Source organism: Arthrobacter sp. H35-D1 (assembly GCF_030063185.1).
Taxonomy (GTDB): domain Bacteria; phylum Actinomycetota; class Actinomycetes; order Actinomycetales; family Micrococcaceae; genus Specibacter.
Map to the genome: position 1 here is coordinate 106,704 of NZ_JASISP010000001.1, position 22,386 is coordinate 129,089.

20 protein-coding genes are annotated in these 22,386 nt (G+C 64.0%); 13 read left to right on the forward strand and 7 right to left on the reverse strand.

Annotated elements, in window-relative coordinates; all coding sequences use genetic code 11:
- Positions 1 to 113: 113 nt before the first annotated feature.
- Entirely contained in the window at positions 114 to 842 is a 729-nt protein-coding gene (locus QMG25_RS00500) for an IclR family transcriptional regulator (protein ID WP_283456241.1), read from the forward strand.
- A gap of 621 nt (positions 843 to 1,463) precedes the next feature.
- On the opposite strand, the gene QMG25_RS00505 is transcribed toward QMG25_RS00500, so the two are convergent.
- Complete coding sequence (locus QMG25_RS00505; RefSeq protein ID WP_283456243.1) at positions 1,464 to 2,414, reverse strand: DMT family transporter; 951 nt, start codon at positions 2,412 to 2,414, stop codon at positions 1,464 to 1,466.
- Positions 2,415 to 2,485: 71 nt separating this feature from the next.
- Here QMG25_RS00505 and QMG25_RS00510 point away from each other — a divergent pair, with 71 nt between their 5' ends.
- The 12 genes from QMG25_RS00510 to QMG25_RS00565 all read left to right on the forward strand — a co-directional run bounded on the left by QMG25_RS00510 (position 2,486) and on the right by QMG25_RS00565 (position 15,155).
- Entirely contained in the window at positions 2,486 to 3,436 is a 951-nt protein-coding gene (locus tag QMG25_RS00510) for a LysR family transcriptional regulator (RefSeq protein WP_283456245.1), read from the forward strand.
- A gap of 77 nt (positions 3,437 to 3,513) precedes the next feature.
- Positions 3,514 to 3,780, forward strand: coding sequence for a hypothetical protein (locus QMG25_RS00515; RefSeq protein WP_283456247.1), 267 nt, complete (start codon positions 3,514 to 3,516; stop codon positions 3,778 to 3,780).
- Between the two features lie 306 nt (positions 3,781 to 4,086).
- On the forward strand, positions 4,087 to 5,358 hold the full coding sequence (locus QMG25_RS00520; RefSeq protein ID WP_283456249.1) for an ATP-binding protein: 1,272 nt from the start codon (positions 4,087 to 4,089) through the stop codon (positions 5,356 to 5,358).
- Between the two features lie 221 nt (positions 5,359 to 5,579).
- Entirely contained in the window at positions 5,580 to 6,269 is a 690-nt protein-coding gene (locus tag QMG25_RS00525) for a GNAT family N-acetyltransferase (protein WP_283456251.1), read from the forward strand.
- A gap of 578 nt (positions 6,270 to 6,847) precedes the next feature.
- The gene (locus QMG25_RS00530) at positions 6,848 to 8,320 is read left to right on the forward strand and encodes a fumarylacetoacetate hydrolase family protein (RefSeq protein ID WP_502866315.1); all 1,473 of its coding nucleotides are present in this window, start codon (positions 6,848 to 6,850) and stop codon (positions 8,318 to 8,320) included.
- A complete protein-coding gene (locus QMG25_RS00535) occupies positions 8,317 to 8,997 on the forward strand; it encodes a GntR family transcriptional regulator (RefSeq protein WP_502866316.1) in 681 nt (226 codons plus the stop codon). The genes QMG25_RS00530 and QMG25_RS00535 overlap by 4 nt, the downstream gene beginning before the upstream one ends.
- Positions 8,998 to 9,014: 17 nt before the next feature.
- On the forward strand, positions 9,015 to 10,520 hold the full coding sequence (gene hpaE, locus QMG25_RS00540; RefSeq protein ID WP_283456253.1) for a 5-carboxymethyl-2-hydroxymuconate semialdehyde dehydrogenase: 1,506 nt from the start codon (positions 9,015 to 9,017) through the stop codon (positions 10,518 to 10,520).
- Between the two features lie 28 nt (positions 10,521 to 10,548).
- On the forward strand, positions 10,549 to 11,622 hold the full coding sequence (hpaD, locus tag QMG25_RS00545) for a 3,4-dihydroxyphenylacetate 2,3-dioxygenase (RefSeq protein ID WP_283456255.1): 1,074 nt from the start codon (positions 10,549 to 10,551) through the stop codon (positions 11,620 to 11,622).
- A gap of 41 nt (positions 11,623 to 11,663) precedes the next feature.
- Positions 11,664 to 12,449: a 2-oxo-hept-4-ene-1,7-dioate hydratase gene (gene hpaH, locus QMG25_RS00550; RefSeq protein ID WP_283456256.1), complete on the forward strand. Its 786-nt coding sequence runs from the start codon at positions 11,664 to 11,666 to the stop codon at positions 12,447 to 12,449.
- A complete protein-coding gene (locus QMG25_RS00555; protein WP_283456258.1) occupies positions 12,434 to 13,243 on the forward strand; it encodes an HpcH/HpaI aldolase family protein in 810 nt (269 codons plus the stop codon). Before hpaH ends, QMG25_RS00555 begins: the two co-directional genes overlap by 16 nt.
- 11 nt (positions 13,244 to 13,254) lie before the next feature.
- A complete protein-coding gene (locus QMG25_RS00560; protein ID WP_283456260.1) occupies positions 13,255 to 14,733 on the forward strand; it encodes an NAD-dependent succinate-semialdehyde dehydrogenase in 1,479 nt (492 codons plus the stop codon).
- Positions 14,734 to 14,864: 131 nt separating this feature from the next.
- Complete coding sequence (locus tag QMG25_RS00565; protein ID WP_283456262.1) at positions 14,865 to 15,155, forward strand: antibiotic biosynthesis monooxygenase family protein; 291 nt, start codon at positions 14,865 to 14,867, stop codon at positions 15,153 to 15,155.
- Between the two features lie 79 nt (positions 15,156 to 15,234).
- Here the strand turns inward: QMG25_RS00565 and QMG25_RS00570 are convergent, their stop codons facing one another.
- From QMG25_RS00570 to QMG25_RS00595, 6 genes are all read right to left on the reverse strand, one after another.
- Entirely contained in the window at positions 15,235 to 17,142 is a 1,908-nt protein-coding gene (locus QMG25_RS00570) for an FAD-binding monooxygenase (protein WP_283457337.1), read from the reverse strand.
- Between the two features lie 193 nt (positions 17,143 to 17,335).
- Positions 17,336 to 18,442: a phosphotransferase family protein gene (locus QMG25_RS00575; RefSeq protein WP_283456264.1), complete on the reverse strand. Its 1,107-nt coding sequence runs from the start codon at positions 18,440 to 18,442 to the stop codon at positions 17,336 to 17,338.
- Complete coding sequence (locus QMG25_RS00580) at positions 18,442 to 19,779, reverse strand: acyl-CoA dehydrogenase family protein (protein WP_283456266.1); 1,338 nt, start codon at positions 19,777 to 19,779, stop codon at positions 18,442 to 18,444. The genes QMG25_RS00575 and QMG25_RS00580 overlap by 1 nt, the downstream gene beginning before the upstream one ends.
- 58 nt (positions 19,780 to 19,837) lie before the next feature.
- The gene (locus tag QMG25_RS00585) at positions 19,838 to 20,656 is read right to left on the reverse strand and encodes an SDR family oxidoreductase (RefSeq protein ID WP_283456268.1); all 819 of its coding nucleotides are present in this window, start codon (positions 20,654 to 20,656) and stop codon (positions 19,838 to 19,840) included.
- Between the two features lie 211 nt (positions 20,657 to 20,867).
- Entirely contained in the window at positions 20,868 to 21,386 is a 519-nt protein-coding gene (locus QMG25_RS00590; protein ID WP_283456271.1) for a GIY-YIG nuclease family protein, read from the reverse strand.
- Between the two features lie 136 nt (positions 21,387 to 21,522).
- A complete protein-coding gene (locus tag QMG25_RS00595; RefSeq protein ID WP_283456273.1) occupies positions 21,523 to 22,362 on the reverse strand; it encodes a DMP19 family protein in 840 nt (279 codons plus the stop codon).
- Positions 22,363 to 22,386: the final 24 nt, after the last annotated feature.

Consider the following 22,386-nt stretch of genomic DNA (forward strand, 5'->3'; position numbering starts at 1 on the left):
TCGGGCACACCCCGCCGACCGGGCGCTCGTTCTTCCAGGACACGGAGCCCCACCGCTGCTTGGCTACCCGTCGCCGGCGACCGAAGAGGACGGCGACTAAAGAGGATGATGACGTGAGCACAGACGCAGTTGAGGACGCCCCGGCGAAGACACCGGCCCATTCGCAAACCCTGTCCCGCGGCATCCGAGCCCTGGAAATCCTGGCCGAGGCCGCTGCTCCCATGACCATTGCCGAACTGTCCACGGCCCTGGGCGTGCACCGCTCTGTCGCCTACCGCATTTTGCGCACGCTCGAGGACCACGCACTGCTCATGCGGGATGAAGCCGGCCGCGTCCAAGCGGGGCCGGGACTCGCGGCACTCGCCCGCGGCGTTTCCCGAGACCTGCAAACCGCTGCCCTCCCGGAACTGACGGAGCTGGCCAACGAGCTGTCCATGACAGCGTTTATTGCAGTGTGGGACCATCGCGATTCCGTTACTTTGTTGACCGTGGAGCCCAGACGTTCCGGCGCCACCCTCGCCCAGCGACCGGGAACGCGCCATTCGTTCAGCTCCGGCGCGCCCGGCATCGCCATCCAGTCCGCCATCAGCGAGGACGCATGGGCGCGCCTTGCGCCCGGACTGCCCTACCGGCCCGAGGCGCGTGCCGCCCGCACGGCCGGGTTCGCCACGAGCCATGACGAGGTCCTCCCCGGGGTCTCTGCCATCGCCGCACCCATCCATGTCCCCGGCAGCATGCCGGCCTCCATCTGCATGGTCTTTCTGGGGGATGGCATCGATCCCGCGGCCATAGGCGCCCGACTGGTCGCCAGCGCGCGGGCCATCGAGGCGCAACTCCAGTAGCGGGGGCCGCCCGGCCCCCGCTATCCGCGGGAATGTTTCCCTAAAAGAGCGCAGCTGCCACTACGGGGCCGGCGATACCCACGGTGCTGTCTTTAGCATTTCTGCCGCGCCAGCCACCCACTATAGGCTCCGGACTTGCGTGTCACCCCTCCGGACGCCATGTCACCAGCGCCCATCACCCGCATCTGACGGGGCCATACGGAATAGAGCTGGTGCTTGTGTTCCGCAAGCGAACCTTGGACGGACACTGTGGCTGTCGACGAATAACAGTTTTGCTTCATCTGGACAGGTCCATAACGGGGTCTTCTGGTGGCTGGTGTGTTAGCGGCCATGGCAAACTGCCCATCGGCGGCCACGTAATTCAAGCAGCTTGAGTTCTAGCGATCGTTGCAACACCCCGACGAAACGGGAGTTGCATTACCTATGGATTTACCCTCAATTGATAGTGCTTTCTTAACGAAAAAATTGCGTTTGCGTGAGGGCCCTCGTTCCGCTGATGTAGCGCCAGCGAAATGTTGAGGGTGCTTCGTCCCTCCGCGTGCCACGGAACGTGACAGGTAATGCGGGGTCGGGTATCACGCAGGAAATGCCCGGGTGCGCCCCTCCCCGCCCATGGAAGGGTCATTCGTCGGCGGTTTCTCGCACCATCGGCCTTAGGGCCCTTTGGGGAGACGGATTGCTTCCGCGCCAACGCTGTTCGGCGCGTGCACCCCACCAAGTGGCAACGAGGAGCACTGCGGCACCCATGTATCCGAGTGTGCCAATCTTGTCTCCGGCGAGGAGCACTCCGACGAGGAGCGCCCATCCTGGTTCCGTGCCCAGAAGCATGCCTGCACGTGACGCCGAGGTGTGCTTCGTTGCCCACAGCTGCCCCAGAAACGCGAAGATGGTGCAGCCGAGACACAGATAGGCAATGGTGAGCCAATTCGCGACGCTAAAGCCAGGGAGATGCTCCAGCAGCGAGTTTCCGCCCCACGCAGCGAATATGACCGCGCCGAACATGATCTCAACCGTGGTCAATCCCAGCACGTCGGTGTTCCTGCCGACGGTGAACCGTGCCTCGGCAACACCGAGCAGGGCTCGTGTTGCTGCCGCGATGAGCATGAGCCCGTCGCCGAGGTTGAACCCGGAGAAGCCTTGCCCGCCCACGAGGAGCGTGATGCCGATGAGGGCAAGCAGGATGCTTGCGATCAGGGACGGTGAAAGCCGTCTTTTGGTGAGCGTGGATTCGAGGATCGGGGTGAGGAGAATGGACAGAGCGATGATGAGTCCTGCGTTTGTGGCACTTGTGAGCGTGACACCGATCGTTTCCAGCGCGATGGTCGCCGCGCGGAGGGTTCCAAGCAGGATGCCGGGGAGTGTCGAGTCACGGAGCCGAACTTTTGGTCGGGCGAGGTTCACACACAACAAGATCACCGCTGCGGGTACGAAGCGGGCACACATCACCGCGGCGGCAGACGAGGCCACCGCCAGATCTTGGGTTGCCAGATAGCTGCCGCCCCACATTATTGCGACGATCAGGAGTATTAAGTCGGGAAACAGGCGGCGGGCCGAGGGGGGAGCGAAGGACATGCTTTTACTGTAGGGAGCCGATTCGTACAGAACAACGGGCACTGTCTTCAATATCCCGTAAGCTGGGCTTCATGGAAGTGCATCATCTTCGAACGTTGCGAGAACTCAGGGACCGGGGCTCGGTCACTGCGGTGGCTCAGGCGCTGCACCTCTCCCCGTCCGCGGTCTCCCAACAGCTTGCCTCGCTGCAACGGGGAATCCAGATTCCCCTGACTGAGCAGAGGGGCCGCGTGCTGGTGCTCACACCCGCGGGGGAACGCCTTGCAGATGCCGGAAGCGAAGTGCTCGAATCCCTCGCGCGCGCCGAGAATTCAGTCCCCGAGTATCTCCTGGCACGTCGAGAGCCCGTTTCGGTCACGGCTTTTCACAGTGCCGGACTAGCCTGGTTCCCGGCGCTCATCGCAAGCAGCCTCAGCGATTCCGACGGGCCGATGGTGCGTTGCCGGGACGAGGACGTATCGATCAACGGGTTCGTCGATTTGGTCGGCGACCATGATGTGGTGATCGCCCACCGTCCGCTAGCCTCAGATCCTTGGCCGACCCGCAGGGTGCATGTCACACCCGTGCTGCAGGAACCGATCGACTTGGCCATCCCCCGGGAACATCCATTGGCCAAGCACGAGACGGTGTCCCTGGCTGATCTGGTGGGGGAAACCTGGGTGGCAGCGCACGAGGGCTTCGCCTTGGAACCACTCATTGTCCAGGCGATGTTTGCCACTGCGGGCACCCCGCTCAAGATTACGCATCGTGTCAATGAGTTCAATTTGGTGGCGGCGATTATCGCCGAGACCCGCACGGTGGGCCTGCTGCCTCGGTACACCGGACTGATTCCATATTTTCGGGAGGACGTGGTGCTGCGCCCGATCAAGGGCCTTGTCCTTGGTCGCCACATCGATATCCTGACGAGGCCCGAAGCACGAACCCGAGTGAGCACCCGCACCGTGATCGACCGCATCACCAAGATTGCCGAGGAAACCCGCCGCCTCTCGGAAGGGAAGCTAGAGCGGCGCCTACCCAGCTAGTGCCCTAGGAATGGCTTTTGGGACCATTGGACGAAGCGTCCTGATTGCAACAAGTGCGCTGCTGCAGCCCCGATCTGATGACATTCTCCGATGAGCGCGAAGTGGTCAAGGGTAAACTAGGTAACGTGAACAGCAGTGTCGGGCGCATCGCCCTCATCGCCATCGGTTTGATCGCTGTGATCATCGGTGGAGTATTCGCCGGGCAGGGAGTGAACCTGATCCCGGGAAGTTTCATGACCGGTAACCGAATGTGGCTCTCCATCGGGCTGATCGTCGCGGGCGTCGGCATCATCCTTCTGGTGCTCGGCCTACATCGACCCAAGACGGGCCGCCCGAGCAAATGAGGCTCAGCCGGGGTGCATGTCTAGGTCTGTCCCGAATCTGATTTCCGGGCAAAACAGAAGCCCCGAGGAGAACGGGGTCTCATCGGGGCGTTTCAAGCGCGTAGTTTCGGCCTCCAGCATGATGTTCTGCCACTCGAGACGGCGCTCCGTACGGGAACCTCTTGCGGGACCCCCAAGCAGTGAACCCGTACCCCTCAGAACGGTAGAGCAAAACCACTCAATAAGGTAGACTAGTGATGCTCAAAAAAGTATCTTAGAAGCATTCAATATGGTGTTCTAGTCAAGAAGTGCGGGAGAATCATCGCAATGGATGGGTACAAGAGACGGATCATTGATGACTCAATCGATGAGCTCTTCCCTTCGTTCGCTGCAATCTCCATTGATGGGGCTCGTGCGATCGGCAAGACCTCCACCGGGAAGGAGCGGGCGAAGACAATTCTCGACTTGGACCTCCCTGAAATGCGGCAGCTAATCCAAGCGGACCCCAAGTATCTGAGCAGGGTGGACACCCCCGTCCTCATTGATGAGTGGCAACATGTCCCCGAGGTCTGGGACCGTGTCCGCCGCCTCGTCGACAGTGACTCGACCGGCGAACGATTCATCCTGGCTGGCAGCGCTGCACCCGTGGGCCCCCACCTCCACTCCGGAGCCGGCCGTATCATCAGATTCCGGATGCGGCCCCTCTCCATCGCGGAACGCAACTTGGCAACGCCCACCGTCCGGGTCCGCGATCTGCTCAGTGCAAACACCCCGGACATCCACGGTTCAAGCGACGTCGAACTGCGCGACTATGTCCGCGAAATCGTTGCTTCGGGCTTCCCGCAGGCTCGGCAGGTGAGTGATCGCGCCCGTGGAGTTTGGCTGGATGATTACATCGAGCGTGTCATCACTCACGACTTCACTGAACAGGGACACCGCATCCGGCGGCCGGAACTTCTGCGGGGTTGGCTGCGAGGGTATGCTTCGGCCACCGCGTCCGCAACCACGTTTGCGAAGATCGGCGCCAGTCTCGATCCGGGAGAACCAGCAGGACCGACGAAAAAAACGTCGATCGCCTACCGCGACGTTCTCAGCAGCCTATCTCTGCTCGATCAAGTCGACGCCTGGTCGCCCCGCCGGAAGCTCCTGGCACGAGCGGCCCTCGCGCCGAAGCACTTTCTCGCCGACCCGGCACTCTCCGCGCGCCTGCTCAACCTCAACGAGGTTAAACTGATGTCTGCCGCTGAGCCCACGACCAACAATGGGGACCGAACTCGCCTCGGCGACTTCTTCGAGGCACTCGTAGCTCTTAGCCTCCAGACCTACGCAGCGGCAAACGATGCGCAGGTCTCCCACTTCCGCGACCATGACGGGCGCCGCGAAATTGACTTCATTGTCCACCGAGGGCACGCAGAAGCCGTGGGCTTTGAAGTGAAGCTAAAGTCCTCGATCACCGACCACGACGTTCGTCACCTTCTCTGGCTGAAGGAGTCACTCCCCGACCAAATCGTCGACCTCGTCGTCATCAACACCGGCGCCCACGCCTATCGCCGACAAGATGGCGTGGCGGTCATCCCGCTCGCGTTGCTCACCGCCTGAATGGCAGCATGCGGGCACAGAAAGGTGTGAAGCCGCTCGCGCCGACGTTCGAGGTGCCGCGCCCGCGAGCGGAACGCTGAATGAACAAAGTCCAATCGAATGCGGCGCATGGACGCTGTCTTTTGGAACGAGACACGGAAGATGTTGTCCATTTGCCGACATCTTCGCCCTTCCAATCCTAGTCTTTTGGTAGTTTTCCCCCGCAACTTTAGGCTCAATTCATGCCTGAAATTTCTGCTGCGGTGCAGCTAACGTTCGAGTCTTTTGACGATGTTGCCCCCTCACCAGTTTGGGTGGAGGTCGCAGCCGTCTTTAGTTCATCGTTCTCTGCAACTCCGTATTTTGAAGATCCTGACGAGCTATCTCAAATTGTCGTCTGGGGCCCAGGGCAAGTTGCACACGTTGGCGGGAGACTTACGATAGCCCGATGCGCCGGGAGAGTTGTGGGTTTTGCTCTAGTGCACGGTCTTGAGGGTGATGACTCATGGGAGGGGGCTCTCTCATCGATGGCCAGCTCCGATAGTCGTATTGAGGGTATGGTCGTGTGCCCCCGAAACGTGATCGTAGTCCACGAGCTTGCTGTCGACTCCGAATATCGGGGTCAAGGCATTGCCAAGTCCTGTCTTGCCATGACAGTCGATAACCGCGTTGAATCTGACGTTGTTCTAGGCGTCTACGACCAGGCCAAGGATGCGCGCCTGATGTACGAACGGTGGGGATTCGAAGATCTCGGGACTACATATATCCAAGACGGAGCGGTCATGTTGCGGGTTCTGGCAGCCAGGCTCGGCGAACTGCGCCTTTCTGATGAAGGTTCACGGCAAGTGCTGACGCCTTCTGGAAATGACATTTTCCGCGTTGCAGTATCCGTAAGGGGTGCCTCGTATAGGCCTAGCCAAAGTGTCCCGTAAGACGGGGTCCCTCACCTGCTCAAGCGCAACCACAAATCTCCCAATCAAAAACCAGTTTGCCTCCGCAACCACCAGGTTCCGGTAACACCCGCCCGCAAAAATACCAGGTGAAGGGATGGCGGACCCAATGCGTGACAACTTCTCAAGCCCGAAGGGACCTCCCCTGTAAGCCAAACGAAACCTCACAACGCCGTTTGTCAGAGTCTGGCATGTCTCTGTCGGCTTGATCGCAGTCCCCGGGATCTTTTGGCACCTCCCCCTGCAGGCCGTTGCATCCAGCAATGCCGGCCCCTATCAGGAAAGTGACACGAAATTGAGAATTTTGGCCATCTGAGCCGTTGCATCACGGACGAGCTGCGGGTTTCACCGAATACGGGCAGCCCTGGACCCTACACTCCAGATCCTAATTTTTTGCATGCAATGGCTGGCAAGAACCTCCAGCAACACCTCTGAAAAATAGTTTCCAACCAACCCTTGACGTGACCGGCGCAACACACTTAGGATGATCGTATACGATTTCGTACTTGATAGCCGGGGCCGGAAAGATCGCCCCCCGCAACCGATCCCAGGAGAGTTCCGTGGAACAAGTCACCGCAGACACGTTCAAGCAGGCCGGCAAGGTCATCGCCGTCCACCTTGCCTACCAGTCGCGGGCCGACCAGCGTGGGCGCACCCCGGCAAAACCGTCCTACTTCCTGAAGGCTTCCTCGTCACTGAGCCTCAGCGGTTCGGAAATTGAGCGCCCGGCAGGCTGTGAGCTGCTCGCCTACGAGGGCGAGATCGCCCTGATCATCGGCACGGCGGCACGCCGCGTCAGCCCCCAAGACGCCTGGTCCCACGTCGGCCACATCACCGCCAGCAACGACCTGGGCGTGTACGACCTCAAGTACGCCGACAAGGGCTCCAACGTCCGCTCCAAGTCCGGTGACGGGTTTACCCCGTTCGGCCCGGGACTCATCCCTGCCGACGCCGTCGACCCGGCCGGGCTGCGCGTGCGTACCTGGGTCAATGGCGAGACCGTCCAGGACGACACCACCGCGGGCCTGATCTTCTCCTTCAGCCAGATCGTGGCGGACCTGTCCCAGCTCATGACTTTGGAACCCGGCGATGTGATTCTCACCGGCACCCCGGCGGGATCCTCAGTTGCCGGACCCGGCGACGTCATTGAGGTCGAGGTTGACGCCCCGGCCGCAGGGCTGTCCACCGGACGGCTGAGCACCACCGTCACACAGGGCACCGCCGAGATGGCGGACTTCGGCAACACTCCGAAGGCCACCGATGCCGACCGCGCAGATGCCTGGGGCTCCCCCGAAGCCGCCGGCCTGGCACCGGCGGGCCTCAGCGCCGAGCTCAAGCGCAAGCTGACCAGCGTTGGCACCGCCACGCTCAGCGCCCAGCTGCGCAAGCGCGGGCTGAACAACGTCAGCATCGACGGGCTGAAGACCACCCGCCCCGAGCTGCGGATCGCCGGCGCCGCCCGCACGCTGCGCTACGTACCCAACCGCGAGGACCTGTTCAAGACCCACGGCGGCGGCTACAACGCGCAGAAGCGCATCATCAACAACTTGAACGACGGCGACGTCCTCGTCATGGAAGCCCGCGGCGAGCCCGGCACCGGCACCGTCGGAGACATCCTGGCACTGCGTGCACAGATCAACGGGGCCGCGGCGATTGTCACCGACGGCGGCGTCCGCGACGTTGACGCCGTGGCGGCGTTGGAGATGCCCACGTTCTTCACCGGTGCACACCCCGCCGTTTTGGGCCGCAAGCACATTCCGTGGGACACCGACCTGACCATCTCCTGCGGCGGCGCCACTGTCCAGCCCGGGGACATCATTGTCGGCGACTCGGACGGACTGCTGGTGATCCCGCCGTCGTTGGCGGAGGAAGTGGCCGACGACGCCATCGCCCAGGAACACGAGGAAACGTTCATCGCGCAAATGGTCGCCGAAGGCAACAGCGTCGAGGGTCTGTACCCGATGAATACGTCCTGGCGAGCGAAGTTCTCCGAGTGGGCCCCAACCCACCCCAACCCGGCAGTGCAGCCGTGATCACCCAGTCGGTCGACGCACCTGCCGGCAGCAAGTCCGAGCAGGCCTACGCGGCCATCAAGGAAAAGATCCTGGCCGGGAAATACACCCCCGGCTACCGGCTGGTGCTGGCCAAGATCGCCGACGACCTGGGTTTCTCCGTGGTCCCGGTCCGCGAGGCCATCCGCCGGTTGGAAGCGGAAAGCTATGTCACCTTTGAGCGCAATGTCGGCGCCACGGTGGCCGGGATAGACCCCACCGAATACCTGTACACCATGCAGACCCTGAGCATCGTGGAAGGCGCCGCAACAGCACTTTCCGCGCCCCGCATCATGCCCGCGGACGTTGCCCGGGCCCGCGCCGTCAACGAAAGAATGCGCGAGTGCCTGGGCCACTTTGACCCGGTGCAGTTCACGGCGTTGAATCTGGAATTCCACAGCATCCTGTTTGAGAACTGTCCCAACCCGCACATCCTGGATCTTGTCCACCGCGGCTGGAACCGGCTGCAGGCGCTGCGCTCCTCCACATTCAGCTACGTCCCCGGCCGAGCGCAGCAGTCGGTGGCCGAACATGAAGCACTGCTGGCGCTGATCGAAGGCGGTGCCGGGCCCGACGACGTCGAACACACCGCACGCGCCCACCGCACCGCCACCCTTGACGCCTACCTGACCCACACCAACCACCCCACCCAGCACTGAAGAAAAGGACCAACTCAATGGCCGAGCACTACGTCCCCGAAAACCTTCCCACCCGCATTCAGCACTACATCGACGGAAAGTTCGTCGATTCCGTCAACGGGGCAACCTTTGACGTGCTGAACCCTGTCTCGAACACCAACTACGCCACCGCCGCCGCCGGCCAGAAGGAAGACATTGACCTGGCAGTGGCCGCTGCGACCCGGGCCTTCAACGAAGGACCGTGGCCGCGCATGAAGCCACGCGAGCGTTCACGCATCCTGAACAAGATCGCCGACGCCGTCGAAGCCCAGGAAGCCCGCTTGGCCGAGCTGGAGAGCTTTGACTCCGGCCTGCCCATCACCCAGGCACGCGGCCAGGCGATGCGCGCAGCGGAGAACTTCCGCTTTTTTGCCGACTTGATCGTGGCCCAGTTCGACGACGCCATGAAGGTCCCCGGCGCCCAAATCAACTACGTGAACCGCAAGCCCATCGGCGTCGCAGGGCTCATCACCCCCTGGAACACGCCGTTCATGCTCGAATCCTGGAAGCTGGCCCCCTCGCTGGCCTCCGGTTGCACCGTGGTCCTCAAGCCGGCTGAGTTCACCCCGCTCTCCGCTTCGCTGTGGGCCGTAATCTTCGAGGAAGCCGGACTGCCCCAGGGCGTGTTCAACCTGGTCAACGGACTCGGCGAGGAAGCAGGCGATGCACTCGTCAAGCACCCCGACGTACCGCTGATCTCCTTCACCGGCGAAACCACCACCGGCCAAACCATCTTCCGCAACGCCGCCACGAACCTGAAGGGCCTGTCCATGGAACTGGGCGGCAAGAGCCCCTGCGTGGTGTTTGCCGACGCCGATCTGGACGCCGCGATCGACTCCGCACTGTTCGGGGTCTTCTCCCTCAACGGCGAGCGCTGCACGGCAGGCTCGCGCATCCTCGTGGAGCGCTCCATCTACGACGATTTCTGTGAGAAGTACGCAGCCCGCGCCAAGAACATCGTGGTCGGGGATCCGCACGACCCCAAGACCGAGGTGGGCGCCCTGGTCCACCCCGAGCACTACAACAAGGTCATGTCCTACGTTGACATTGGCAAGTCCGAGGGCCGCCTGCTGGCTGGCGGCGGGCGCCCCGACGGGTTGGAGCACGGCAACTACGTGGCCCCCACCGTCTTTGCCGATGTGTTGCCCGACGCGCGGATCTTCCAGGAGGAAATCTTCGGCCCCGTCGTCGCCATCACCCCCTTCGACAACGACGAGGAGGCGCTGGAGTTGGCCAACGGCGTCAAGTACGGGCTCGCTGCCTACATCTGGACGCAGAATTTGACCCGCGCCCACAACTTCGCCCAGAACGTGGAGGCGGGCATGGTCTGGCTGAACAGCCACAATGTCCGTGACCTGCGCACGCCGTTCGGCGGTGTCAAGGCGTCCGGCCTGGGCCATGAAGGCGGATTCCGCTCGATCGACTTCTACACCGACCAGCAGGCCGTGCACATCGCCCTTGGCGCCGTCCACACACCCAAATTCGGCGCCTCCACCACCAACTAGGCATCCCCCGCTCAAAGAGGAGTACACCATGACCAACTTTGTCCCCACCCCCACCGCCCCGGCACCGGATATTGTCCGCTGCGCCTACATGGAGCTCGTGGTCACCGACCTGGCCAAGTCCCGCGAATTCTACGTGGACGTGCTGGGCCTGCATGTGACTGAAGAAGACGAGAACGCCATCTACCTGCGCCCCTTGGAGGAGTTCATCCACCACAACCTGGTGTTGCGCAAGGGCCCCATCGCCGCCGTCGCCGCTTTCGCCTACCGGGTGAAGTCCCCTGCCGAGGTTGACGCCGCCGAGGCCTACTACAAGGAGCTGGGCTGCCGCACCGAACGCCGCAAGGAAGGCTTCACCAAGGGCATCGGCGACTCCGTCCGCGTCGAGGACCCGCTGGGCTTCCCCTACGAGTTCTTCTACGAGACCGAACACGTGGAGCGCCTCACCCAACGCTATGACCTCTACTCCGCCGGCGAGCTGGTCCGCCTGGACCACTTCAACCAGGTCATCCCCGATGTCCCGCGCGGGCGCAAGTACCTCGAGGACCTGGGCTTCCGCGTCTCCGAGGACATCAAGGACTCCGACGGCGTCACCTACGCCGCCTGGATGCACCGCAAGCAGACCGTCCATGACACGGCCCTGACCGGCGGCGACGGACCCCGCATGCACCACGTTGCCTTCGCCACGCATGAAAAGCACAACATCATCCAGATCTGCGACAAGATGGGCGCCCTGCGCATCTCCGACCGGATCGAGCGCGGGCCCGGACGCCACGGCGTCTCCAACGCGTTCTACCTGTACATCCTGGACCCGGACGACCACCGCGTGGAGATCTACACCCAGGATTACTACACCGGAGACCCGGACAACCCCACCATCACGTGGGACGTCCACGACAACCAGCGGCGCGACTGGTGGGGCAACCCGGTGGTCCCGTCCTGGTACACCGAGGCCTCCCTTGTCCTGGACCTCGACGGCAACCCGCAGCCGGTGATCAAGCGCACCGAGACTTCCGAAATGGCCGTCACGGTGGGTGCCGACGGCTTCTCCTACACCCGTGAACCGGGCGAGGAACGCGGGTTCAAGATGGGCAACCAGCTCTAGCAAACACCAAGGCGGATGACCAGCGATTGAGGAGATACACCATGCTCGACGACGCAACTATTGCCGGCATTGCCGACGAACTTGTGGAGGCCGGCAAAAGCCGGGTCCCGGTGCCGAGGCTGACGCAGCGCCACCCGGAGATGACGGTGGAGGATTCCTACCGTGTCCAGCGGTTGTGGCGCGAACGCGGCGAAGCTGCCGGGCGAGTGCTGGGCGGGCACAAGATCGGCCTGACCTCCAAAGCCATGCAGTACGCCACCGGCATCACCGAACCGGACTACGGGGTCATCTTCAAGGACATGATCCTGGAAAACGGCTGCACCGTGGAGTGGAAACAGTATTCCCACCCGCGCATCGAGGTGGAGTTGGCATTCCTGCTCAAGGAGGACGTCGAGGGGCCCAATGCCACCATCTTTGACGTGCTGCGCGCCACCGAATATGTGGTGCCTGCCTTGGAGATCCTGGATTCCCGGATTGAGATGGAAGGCCGGACCATCGTGGACACCATCAGCGACAACGCCGCCATGGGTGCCATGGTGGTGGGTGGCATCCCGGTGCGGCCCGACGACGTCGACCTGCGCTGGGTGGCCGCCATCCTGTACAAAAACCAGGCTGTTGAAGAGACAGGCGTCGCGGCCGGCGTGCTGAACCACCCCGCCCAGGGTGTGTCGTGGCTGGCCAACAAGATCGCCCCGCACGGGGACGGACTCAAAGCGGGGGAACTTATCCTCGCCGGTTCCTTCACCCGCCCCATGTGGGTCAATCCCGGCGACACCGTTTTTGCCGACTACGGAAAGTTGGGGACCATCACATGCCGCTTCGAGTGAGCCTTGCACCGTCCTTCAAGGACGCCCTGGCATCAGCCGGCCGGCCGCTGGCGGGCATGTGGGTATGCTCCGGCAGCCCACTCGTGGCGGAAATTTGCGCCGGAGCCGGCCTTGACTGGCTGCTGGTGGACGCCGAGCACAGCCCCAACGGGCTCGAGGGTATCCTGGCCCAGCTGCAGGCAGTCAGCAATTATCCGGTCACGGCCGTGGTGCGCCCGCCCGTCAACGACACCGTGGTCATCAAGCAGTACCTGGATCTGGGCGCACAGTCCTTGTTGCTCCCCATGGTCCACACGGCCGACGACGCCCGGGCTGCGGTCGCCGCTACCCGCTACCCGCCGCAAGGTGTGCGCGGTGTGGGCTCGGCGCTGGCCCGTTCAGCACGGTGGAACCGCGTCCCGGACTACCTGGCCCGTGCAACGGACACCATCACCGTCATCGTCCAGATCGAGTCCACCCTGGCAGTGGAGAACATCGAGTCAATCATGGCCGTGGACGGGATCGACGCCGTCTTCATCGGCCCGTCCGACCTCGCGGCTTCGATGGGGGTGCTGGGGCAGCAGGAGCACCCTGACGTGGTGGCCGCCGTCGAACATTGCATCACACTGGCCAAGGCAGCCGGCAAGCCGGTTGGCGTGAATGCCTTCGCCGAAGCCACTGCCCGCCGATATTTGGACGCCGGGGTGGATTTCATCCTCACCGGCGCCGACGTTGCACTGCTGGCTCGCGGAAGCGAAGCCCTGGCCGTCAAGTACGTACCGGCCGCCGATGCCGGCCCGACAACCAGCTATTGAGGAGCACCGACATGACCATCACCCCCGAACGCGAAGCGAAACTGCTCGCCTCCGTCCCCACCGGGCTGCTCATCAACGGCGAATGGCGCGATGCCTCCACCGGCAAGACGCTAGACGTCCACGATCCCGCCACCGGCAAGGTCCTGGCTTCCATAGCGGACGGCAACGGCGAGGACGCCATTGCCGCCCTCGATGCCGCCTGCGCAGCCCAAGCCGCCTGGGCCAGGACAGCGCCGCGCATGCGAGCCGAGATCCTGCGCAAGGCCTTTGATCTTGTCACGGCGCGCGCCGAGGACTTTGCGCTATTGATGACGCTGGAAATGGGCAAGCCGCTGGCCGAGGCCCGCGGGGAAGTAGCCTACGGCGCCGAGTTCCTGCGCTGGAACTCGGAAGAGGCTGTGCGCGATTACGGCCGCTACCTCACCTCCCCCGAGGGCAAGAACAAGATCCTGGTGGCGAAGAAGCCCGTGGGTCCGTGCCTGCTGATCACGCCGTGGAACTTCCCCTTGGCCATGGCCACCCGCAAGGTGGGCCCGGCAGTGGCGGCCGGCTGCACCATGGTGCTCAAGCCGGCCAAGCTGACCCCGCTGACGTCCCAGCTTTTTGCCGCCGTGATGCAAGAGGCAGGCCTGCCAGCCGGCGTGTTGAACGTGGTCTCCGGCTCCAGCGCCTCCTCCATCTCCGGGCCGCTGCTGGCCGACCCGCGCCTGCGCAAACTCTCCTTCACCGGGTCCACCGGTGTGGGCAAGCAGCTCATGGCCGCCGCCACCGAGAATGTGCTGCGCACGTCCATGGAGCTGGGCGGCAACGCCCCGTTCCTGGTGTTCGACGACGCCGATCTGGATGCCGCCGTCGAGGGCGCCATGGCGGCGAAAATGCGCAACATGGGCGAGGCATGCACAGCCGCAAACCGTTTTCTGGTGCACGAATCCGTGGCCGCCGACTTCACAGCCAAGCTCGCTGCCCGGATCGGTGCACTGACGGTGGGCCGCGGCACCGAGGCCGGGACCGACGTCGGCCCCATGGTCGAGGAAAAGGCGCGCGCCGGCATCCACGCACTGGTCACCGCCGCCGTCGCTGAAGGTGCCACCGTCCTGGCCGGTGGCGACGTCGTCGAGGGTGAAGGATACTTTTACCAGCCGACGGTCCTGGGCAACGTTTCCAACGACGCCGCGATCCTGCAGCAGGAAATCTTTGGCCCGGTGGCACCCGTGACCACGTTCACCGACGAGGACGACGCCATCAAGATCGCCAACTCCACCGAATACGGACTGGCGTCCTACCTGTACACGAGGGACTTCTCCCGCCTGCTGCGCGTCAGCGAACAGCTGGAATTCGGCATGGTGGGCTTCAACGCCGGCGTGATCTCCAACGCGGCTGCGCCCTTTGGCGGTGTCAAGCAGTCCGGTCTGGGCCGGGAGGGCGGCTCCGAGGGCATCGCCGAGTACACCACCACCCAGTACATTGGCATCGCGGACCCGTACGCGTAAGCCAACAACATACAGCTCAAAACAGTGATGTAAAAGTCTTCTAAAGGCGGCCCCGCATGAATGCCGGGCCGCCTTTGCGGTAGCGTTGAAGGACAAGCGGCCCGGTGGATCCGGGCCCGGAAGGAGCAAAAGTGTCCATCGTTGTCATTAACGCCCTCAAGGTTCCCGTCGAGGCAGGATCCGAGCTGGAAGCGCGCTTCGCCGCACGCAAGCACTCGGTGGACGGATCCCCGGGCTTCGAAGGGTTCAAGCTATTGCGCCCCGTTACCGGAGAGGACCGCTACTTCGTCTACACGCAGTGGGCCACCCGGGAAGACTTTGAAAACTGGCGCGCCAACCGGGCCGGCCACGACCACGCCGCCCAAGCGCCCGTGGCCAGCGGCATGGACTTGCTGGAGTTCGAGGTTGTGGACCTGGGCTAAGCCCGGCACATCCCTGCCGAAAAGGGTGGCCCCGCAGTGAAAACACTGCGGGGCCACCTTTTCGTGTCTTTTGCCCTCCCTAAACGCTGTCTTGCTGGACGCGTTGGCCCGAGTGGATCTGCGCGAAGAAATCCGCCAGTTCCGCGGTGGCCGTCAGGGGCAGGATGTTGGCCACGTACTGATCGGGGCGGACCACAACGATGGCACCTGTGCGGTTGATCCCGCGCTCATCAAAAATGTCATTGCCGGGTATGATCCCGTAGGCCTTCTCGTAGTCGGTGAGCTTGAAGGGCCCCACGAGCGGCTTGAACGCAGCGGGAACGGCGTTGATGTCGAGGTCCTCGTGCCTGTGCTGGTAGATGACCTTCACATCGAACCAGGCATCGACGTCGAGCCCTTCCGGTGTGGCCGCGAGGGGCGAATCCGGTGCGGTGGAGAGCCATTCCGCCAGCGCATCGGTTGGCGAACCGCTTCCGGGCAGGGCAGGGTCGGCAAAGACGTAGATCCGCCACCGGCCGTCCGCCGTGGCGTGGTGGCCAAGGTGGATGGGGTTCGTGTCGCAGATGCGCGAGGCAAGTGCCGACTTGAAACGCTTGCCGAGCGGGAATCCGGTGGCCAGCTGCTGGTACGTGGCCTGGCCGGTAATCAGCGACGGAGCGTATTCGGTCATGAAACCTGCCGGGAATTCGGCGGTCTGCACGTAAAAGTTCTCCAGCTCCTCCGGGTCCGCAAACTCCTCGGGCTTCTTGGCCATCATCATCGACCATTCCTTGTCGAAGTCGATGAGGTTCTTTGCCACCACTTGGCGCTCGGCCGAATAGGTGGACAGCAGGGTCTCCGGGCTGCGGCCCTCAAGGACGTGGGCCAGCTTCCAGCCAATGTTGAAGCCGTCCTGCATGGAGACGTTCATGCCTTGGCCTGCCTTGGCGCTGTGCGTGTGGCAGCCGTCGCCGGTGATGAACACCCGCGGGGCGCGCCTCCCCAAGTCCTCCGCGAGGACATCGTCAAAGCGATCCGTCAGGCGGTGCCCCACCTCGTACACGCTGTTCCAGGCAACATGGCGCACGTCCAGGGTGTACGGGTGGAGGATTTCGTTGGCCTTGGCGATGATCTCGTCCATGCTGGTGTTGCGCACGGCACCGTTGTCATCCTCCGGCACCACGCCAAGGTCCACGTACATGCGGAACAGGTGGCCGCCTTCGCGCGGGATCAACAGAATGCTGCCACCGGTGTGGGACTGGATGGCGCACTTGGTCCGGATGTCCGGGAAGTCGGTGGAGGCCAAGATGTCCATGACGCCCCATGCGTGGTTGGATTTGTCCCCCGCCATGGTGGCACCGATCGACGCGCGGACCTTGCTGCGGGCCCCGTCGCAGCCGACGACGTATTTGGCGTGCACCACCCGAATGGCGCCTTCGTCCGGGCCCGCACTGCGGAAGAGCGTGACCTTGACGGGGTACTCCCCCTCATCAGCGACCTCGAGCGTTTGGAAGTCCCAGCCAAAGTCGGGGGTGAGTCGAGTGGGTGAATCCGCCGCGACTTCGGCAAAGTAGTCGAGTACGCGGGCCTGGTTCACGATCAGGTGGGGGAATTCGCTGATCCCGGTCGCATCGTCGACGGCACGGCCCCCGCGCACGATGTTCGTGGGGTTCTGCGTGTCCGGGCGCCAGAACGCCATCTCGGTGATGCGGTATGCTTCCGCAATGATCCGCTCGGCGAAGCCGAACGCCTGGAATGTTTCAACACTGCGGGCCTGGATTCCGTCCGCCTGGCCAATCTCGAGCCGACCTCCCCGGCGCTCCACGACGCGAGTGGTGATGAACGGGAACTGGGCCAGCTGGGCTGCGGTTAGCATGCCCGCAGGGCCCGAGCCGACGATCAGTACATCAACTTCCTCGGGCAGCTCCTCGGGACGGTCGATGCCGGTCCCTGCTGCTTCGTGAATGCGCGGGTCGCCGGAAACGTATCCGTGGTGGTGAAACTGCACAGGATTCTCCTCGTTGGGCTGGGGCGGCTGATTCACCACCATTTTCTGTGTGTTCGCTATTTGAACACGACGTTCTAATAGCGCACACTAAGCATAATTGTGTGCGGCAGATCACGCAACCTCTCCATTTCCCGGCGCGCAAATTAAAGTGCCCGCCAGCGGACACTCAGGCACAGCAGCCGCTGTGTGCAGGCTAAGGCAGGCGGGCTGCGTGGGCGGCGGCGGTCTCCAGCAGCCGTGGTACTCCGGCCTCAAGTGCGGCGCCGAACTGCTCGCCCCCCGTGCGTTCGCCGTGCTTCCAGCGCATGTGGATGGCCTCGGTGAAGATGGCCGCCTTCCACAACGCCAGCGTTTGGTACCAGGGCAACGCGGCAAGATCCAAGCCAAAGTGCTCGTTGTACCTGGCCGCCAGTTCGCTGCGGTCCAGGTAACCGGGCTGCGCCGTCACGGGCGTGAGTTCCAGCAGGGTGGAGGGCGTCCCTGCCTGGGCATAGGTGGCGGTCAGGTAGCCCAGATCGGCCAGCGGGTCGCCCAATGTGGCCATTTCCCAGTCCAGCACGCTCTTCACACGGGCCGGTCCTTGGCGGGCGAACATCAGGTTTCCCAGCCGGTAGTCGCCGTGGATCACCGCGTTGGCCTGCGTGTCCGGCCGGTTCGCCTCCAGCCACAGTCCCAGCTGCCCCACCTGCGGCAGGTCCCGGACGGCTCCGGCGTCCCACAGCGCCGCGAACCGCGACACCTGCCGTTTCAAATACCCGTCGGGGCGCCCAATCCCGGCAATGTCGCCGTGGCCAATATCCACCGAATGCAGCCGCACCAGCATGTCCACGGCCGCCTCGCTGGTGCCGCGGCGCTGCGCCGGGGCGTCAAGGTGCGCCGGCACCTGGTCCGTCACCACATCGCCGTCCACAAAATCCATGAGGTAGAAGGGCACGCCCAGCACGTCGGCGTCAGCGCACACGGCCAGGATTTTCGGCACCGGAATGCCCAACGGCGCCAGCAGCGACTGGATGTTCGCTTCCCGGACCATGTCGTGCGTGGACGGCGGCAGTGGCGGCCGCGGCCCGCGTCGAAGCACCACGGCGGACCCTCCCCTGGTGAGGTGGAACGTCACGTTGGACTGCCCCTCGCCGATGCGGCGGGCCTGCACGGGACCGGATCCGATTCCCGAAGCGTCCAGAAATTCCTCCACCCGCTCCAAGATCAGCAGCGGTGGTGCAGACTGCCGGGCGGCTTCCTCCGCGGTCTGCACAATGTCCCGCCTGCCGTGCTGCTTGTCGTCGTGTTGCCTGCTGTCCATCAGGGTTCCCCTTCGTGGGTGCGGGCCGTGCCCTGGAAGGGCTCCCCGGATTCGACGGCGTGGCGGCGCCCCGAGGCAGCCCGGCGCGCGATGGCCCATTTGTGGGTTTCGGTGGAGCCGTCGTAGATCCGAAACGGGCGCACCTCGTTCAAGTACTGGATCAGCGGCAGACCGTCGGAGACGCCGTCGCCGCCGCACAGTTGCACGGCCCTGTCGATTACCCGGTACACGGCTTCGGAGCAGTGCACCTTGGCCACCGAAGACAGCGCGGACCCCGCCTTTGGGTCGACCGTGAGCAGTGCAGCGCACTTGGCGATGATGGCGTCGGAGGTTTCCAGATCGATGACGGACTGGGCGATCATTTCCTGGGCGATGCCGAGCTGGGAGAGGTGTGCGCCAAATATCTCCCGGGTGTTGGTGCGGTCCAGCATGATGTCCATGGCACGGCGGGCCAGTCCCAACCAGCGCATGCAATGGGTCAGCCGGGCCGGGCCCAGGCGCACCTGCGCGTATTTGAAGCCGAGCCCCGCTTCGCCGAGAACGGCGGATCCGGGGACGTGCACGTCGTCGAAGTGCACGTGCGGGTGTCCGCCGGGCAGGTACTTGTCCACCGTGTGGATGGGGGCGCCGATCCGGACCCCCGGGGTGTCCATCGGCACCAGAAACATGGTGGCTGCGTGCGGCCGCGGCTTCTGCGACGCCCCGGCGGTCCCCTCCGGCCCGCCCGACCCTGCCGGCTCGGTGCGGGCCATGACAATCGCAAAACCGGCAAAGGTGGCGCCGCTGGTGAACCGCTTGTCTCCGGAGATCCGCCAGCCGCTGCCCTCGCGGACGGCGTTGGTGGTCAGCGCTGACGGGTCCGAACCGGCCCCAGGGTGCGGCTCTGACATGGCAAAGCACGAGCTGATGTCCCCGGCAGCCAGCGGTGCCAAAAAACGCCGCTTTTGTTCCGGGGTGCCGATCAGGTCCAGCATGTGCATATTGCCTTCATCCGGCGCCATGCAATTGAGCACCGCAGCGCCGATGGGCGAATATCCGGCCTCTTGGAACACCGGCGACCAGTGCTCAACCGCCAGCCCCTGCCCGCCGAATTCCACGGACACGTGCGGGGCAAACACGCCGGCCTCCCGCGCCGCAGCCGACAGCTCGCGCCGGACGGCCAGGTTCAGTGCTTGGCCGGGGCGGGGTTCGGCAGGGATCACGGTGCCGCGGATGAAGCCCCGGGTGCGCTGTCGCAGGTCTTCAACGGCGTCCGGGTACAGGCCCGCCGGTGTGCCGGGAGAAGTTCCCGCTGATGTGCCCGCCGGGCCACCTGCCGGAGGTGGGGTGTGGTTCACGTGCTGCTCCTTGCCTGAAACTGAAGGGCCTGAAAGTGCAGGATTTCCGCGGGCCCGCTCATCCCAGGCCGCCCGCGTTGCGCAGCCCGCCGTCGAGTGTCAGGACCTGGCCCGTCACCCAGGAGGCGTCGGAGGAGGCGAGGTACGCCACTGCGGAGGCCACGTCGTCGGGCTCCCCCAGCCGCCCCAGCGGATAGGCTGCGGCAACTTCTGCCTCGCGGCCCTCGTACAGGGCACCGGCAAAACGGGTCTTGACCACGGCCGGCGCCACGGCGTTCACCCTGATTTCCGGCGCCAGTTCAACGGACAGCGTGCGGGTGAGGTGGGAGACGGCGGCCTTGCTGATCCCGTACAGGCCCAGGCCCGGGGCGGGGATGTCGCCGCTGACGGAGGACACGTTCACCACGTTCCCGCGCCGCTCCCGGAACCCCAGCCCGGGATGCGCCAGCACGGCCTGCGTCCAGGCGAGCGTGCCGAGGACGTTGACCTCGAAGATCTTGCGGGCCGCGGCCAGCTCCACGGTTTCCAGCGGCCCGTACACGGGGTTGATGCCGGCATTGTTGACCAGTATGTCCAGCCCGCCAAAATGATGGTCGACGGCGGCCAGCACCTCCGCGCGGTGGTCCGGGTCGTCCGCCCGCCCGGCAATGGCGATCGCGTTCTCGCCAAGGGAGGCGAGCGCCGCGTCCAGCTGGTCCTGATGCCTGGCGGTGATCAGCACCCGGGCTCCCTCGGCTGCCAGTCGCTGCGCAACGGCCAGCCCGATTCCCCGGCTGGCGCCGGTGACCACGGCCGTCTTGCCGCGGAACCGCGGGGCCGGGTCCTGCGCTGGATTCTGGGCCGGCTTCTGGGCTGGGGGCCTGCTGTCATGCACCATGGGGACTTCTTCCGTTGTGATCCCGCTTGCCCGTCGGCAACAACTGCCAGCATGCTGCGGAAATCGGCAACGGTCAAGGGGTCGGCGGGCAAAGCGCGCCATCCCCCGGACGCCCGCTCAGCGCATCTTGCTGAGCCTTTGTAGCGCTGAGCCCTTGCCGCGCTCAGCCCTTGCCGCGCTCAGCCTTTGTCGCGCTCAGCCTTTGCCGCGCTCAGCCTTTGTCGCGCAGGGCGTTGCTGTGTGCGGTAGCAGCTGCTGCGGAGACGTGCAATTGCTCGGGAGTGCGGCCGTCGCGGTTCAAGGGCGGGCAGAGTTCGGTGCGCATGGCATCCTCAAGGTCCGCGAGGGGCTCCGATTCCGACACAAGGCAAAACGACATTCCAATGTTCTTCACCATCCAGGCGCTGAGCACCTCTTCGTCGGTGTCGGTCAACCGTGGATGCGCGGATCTTCCATGCCACTGCGCCTGCAGCCCCAGGATTGCCGCCAGGGAACGGCGAAAAGTGGACTTTGATGTTTGCACGCCGTGGTGTTTGGCCCGGCTCCTCAAGTTCGTGGCCTTTCCCACGTAAATCAGGTCCCCGCGCTTGAGTGGCGTCAATTCTGCAGGCCAATTAACGTTCTTGGGCATGTCCCCGGTCAGATAACACTTGTAGAGGCCCGGGGCAAAGGGCATCGCCGCCCAAGCGACTTTGGCAGGGGCCGAGGCTGTCCATTTGAGATCTTCCATGGGTTGACCTTACGACATGGCCGGGGCAATCCTTTTCTCCCGTTCTTGGGACTGCCCATGGGCGCCTGCTTTGGACCCGGCTCCGCCCGGCGCAGGCGCCGGGGTTCGGAACCCCGTTGCGGGCCTGGAACGCTCGCTATGCGCCGGCAAAGTCGTCCTCCAGCTCAAATTCGATTGCGGCGACGATCCCCTGCGTCCGGGGATCGAGCATGAGGGCCCGGCTGGCGTCGTCGATCATGATGAATTCGCCCTTGTTGGTCCTGAAATGCCAGGCAAGGACCGTTTCGCCGTCGTGTTCATGGTTGGGGTCGCCCATGATGATTGTTTCCAACTGGTGGCCGGAAACGGAACAGAGTTCGTGGATGATGAGTTCAAACTCGGGGGTGTTCCCCAGCTCGGCCTCGTCCCTGCGTGCTTGGAGATCCGGTACGAGCGCCACGCGGGAGGCGATGTGTGCCACCAATCCCGGGGCGTCAAGGATCAACAAGCCCTCCTGGCCGCGCAGCCACCTGGCGTTGAGGCCTGTGACGTCTTCGGCCTCAAACAGTTCCTCAAATTCATTGTCCAAGGCCTCCATGGCGGCGACATGTTTGGAGCGACCCGATATCACCTCGGTGCGCTCCGCGCGGCATGACTCCTTGTCCTGTTCAGACAGCAGGTCATACCGGGCGGCGGTGCGGTCGAAGAGGTTCAGGTGCTTGCAGGCCCCCATGGCCGCCAGCCCTTCGCGAATCAAGACGTCCAGTTCGTCCCTGTCCCCGGTCATGGAAACGTACTGGGCGAATCCGCCGTCGAGCGCCTGTGTCAGGTAGAAGTCAACGAAATAGCTGCGCAGCGCATTCGGGGCGATCTCATCGGCATGCAGGAACGCCAGGTACATCTCATTCACCACGGCCACATTGTCGGCCACAACATCCTCATTGCCGGCGGCCGCGTCCTCGGTGGTCAAAACTACTGGAAATTGTTGTGCGGTCATGGGAGTTCCTCACGCTGGGGAGCC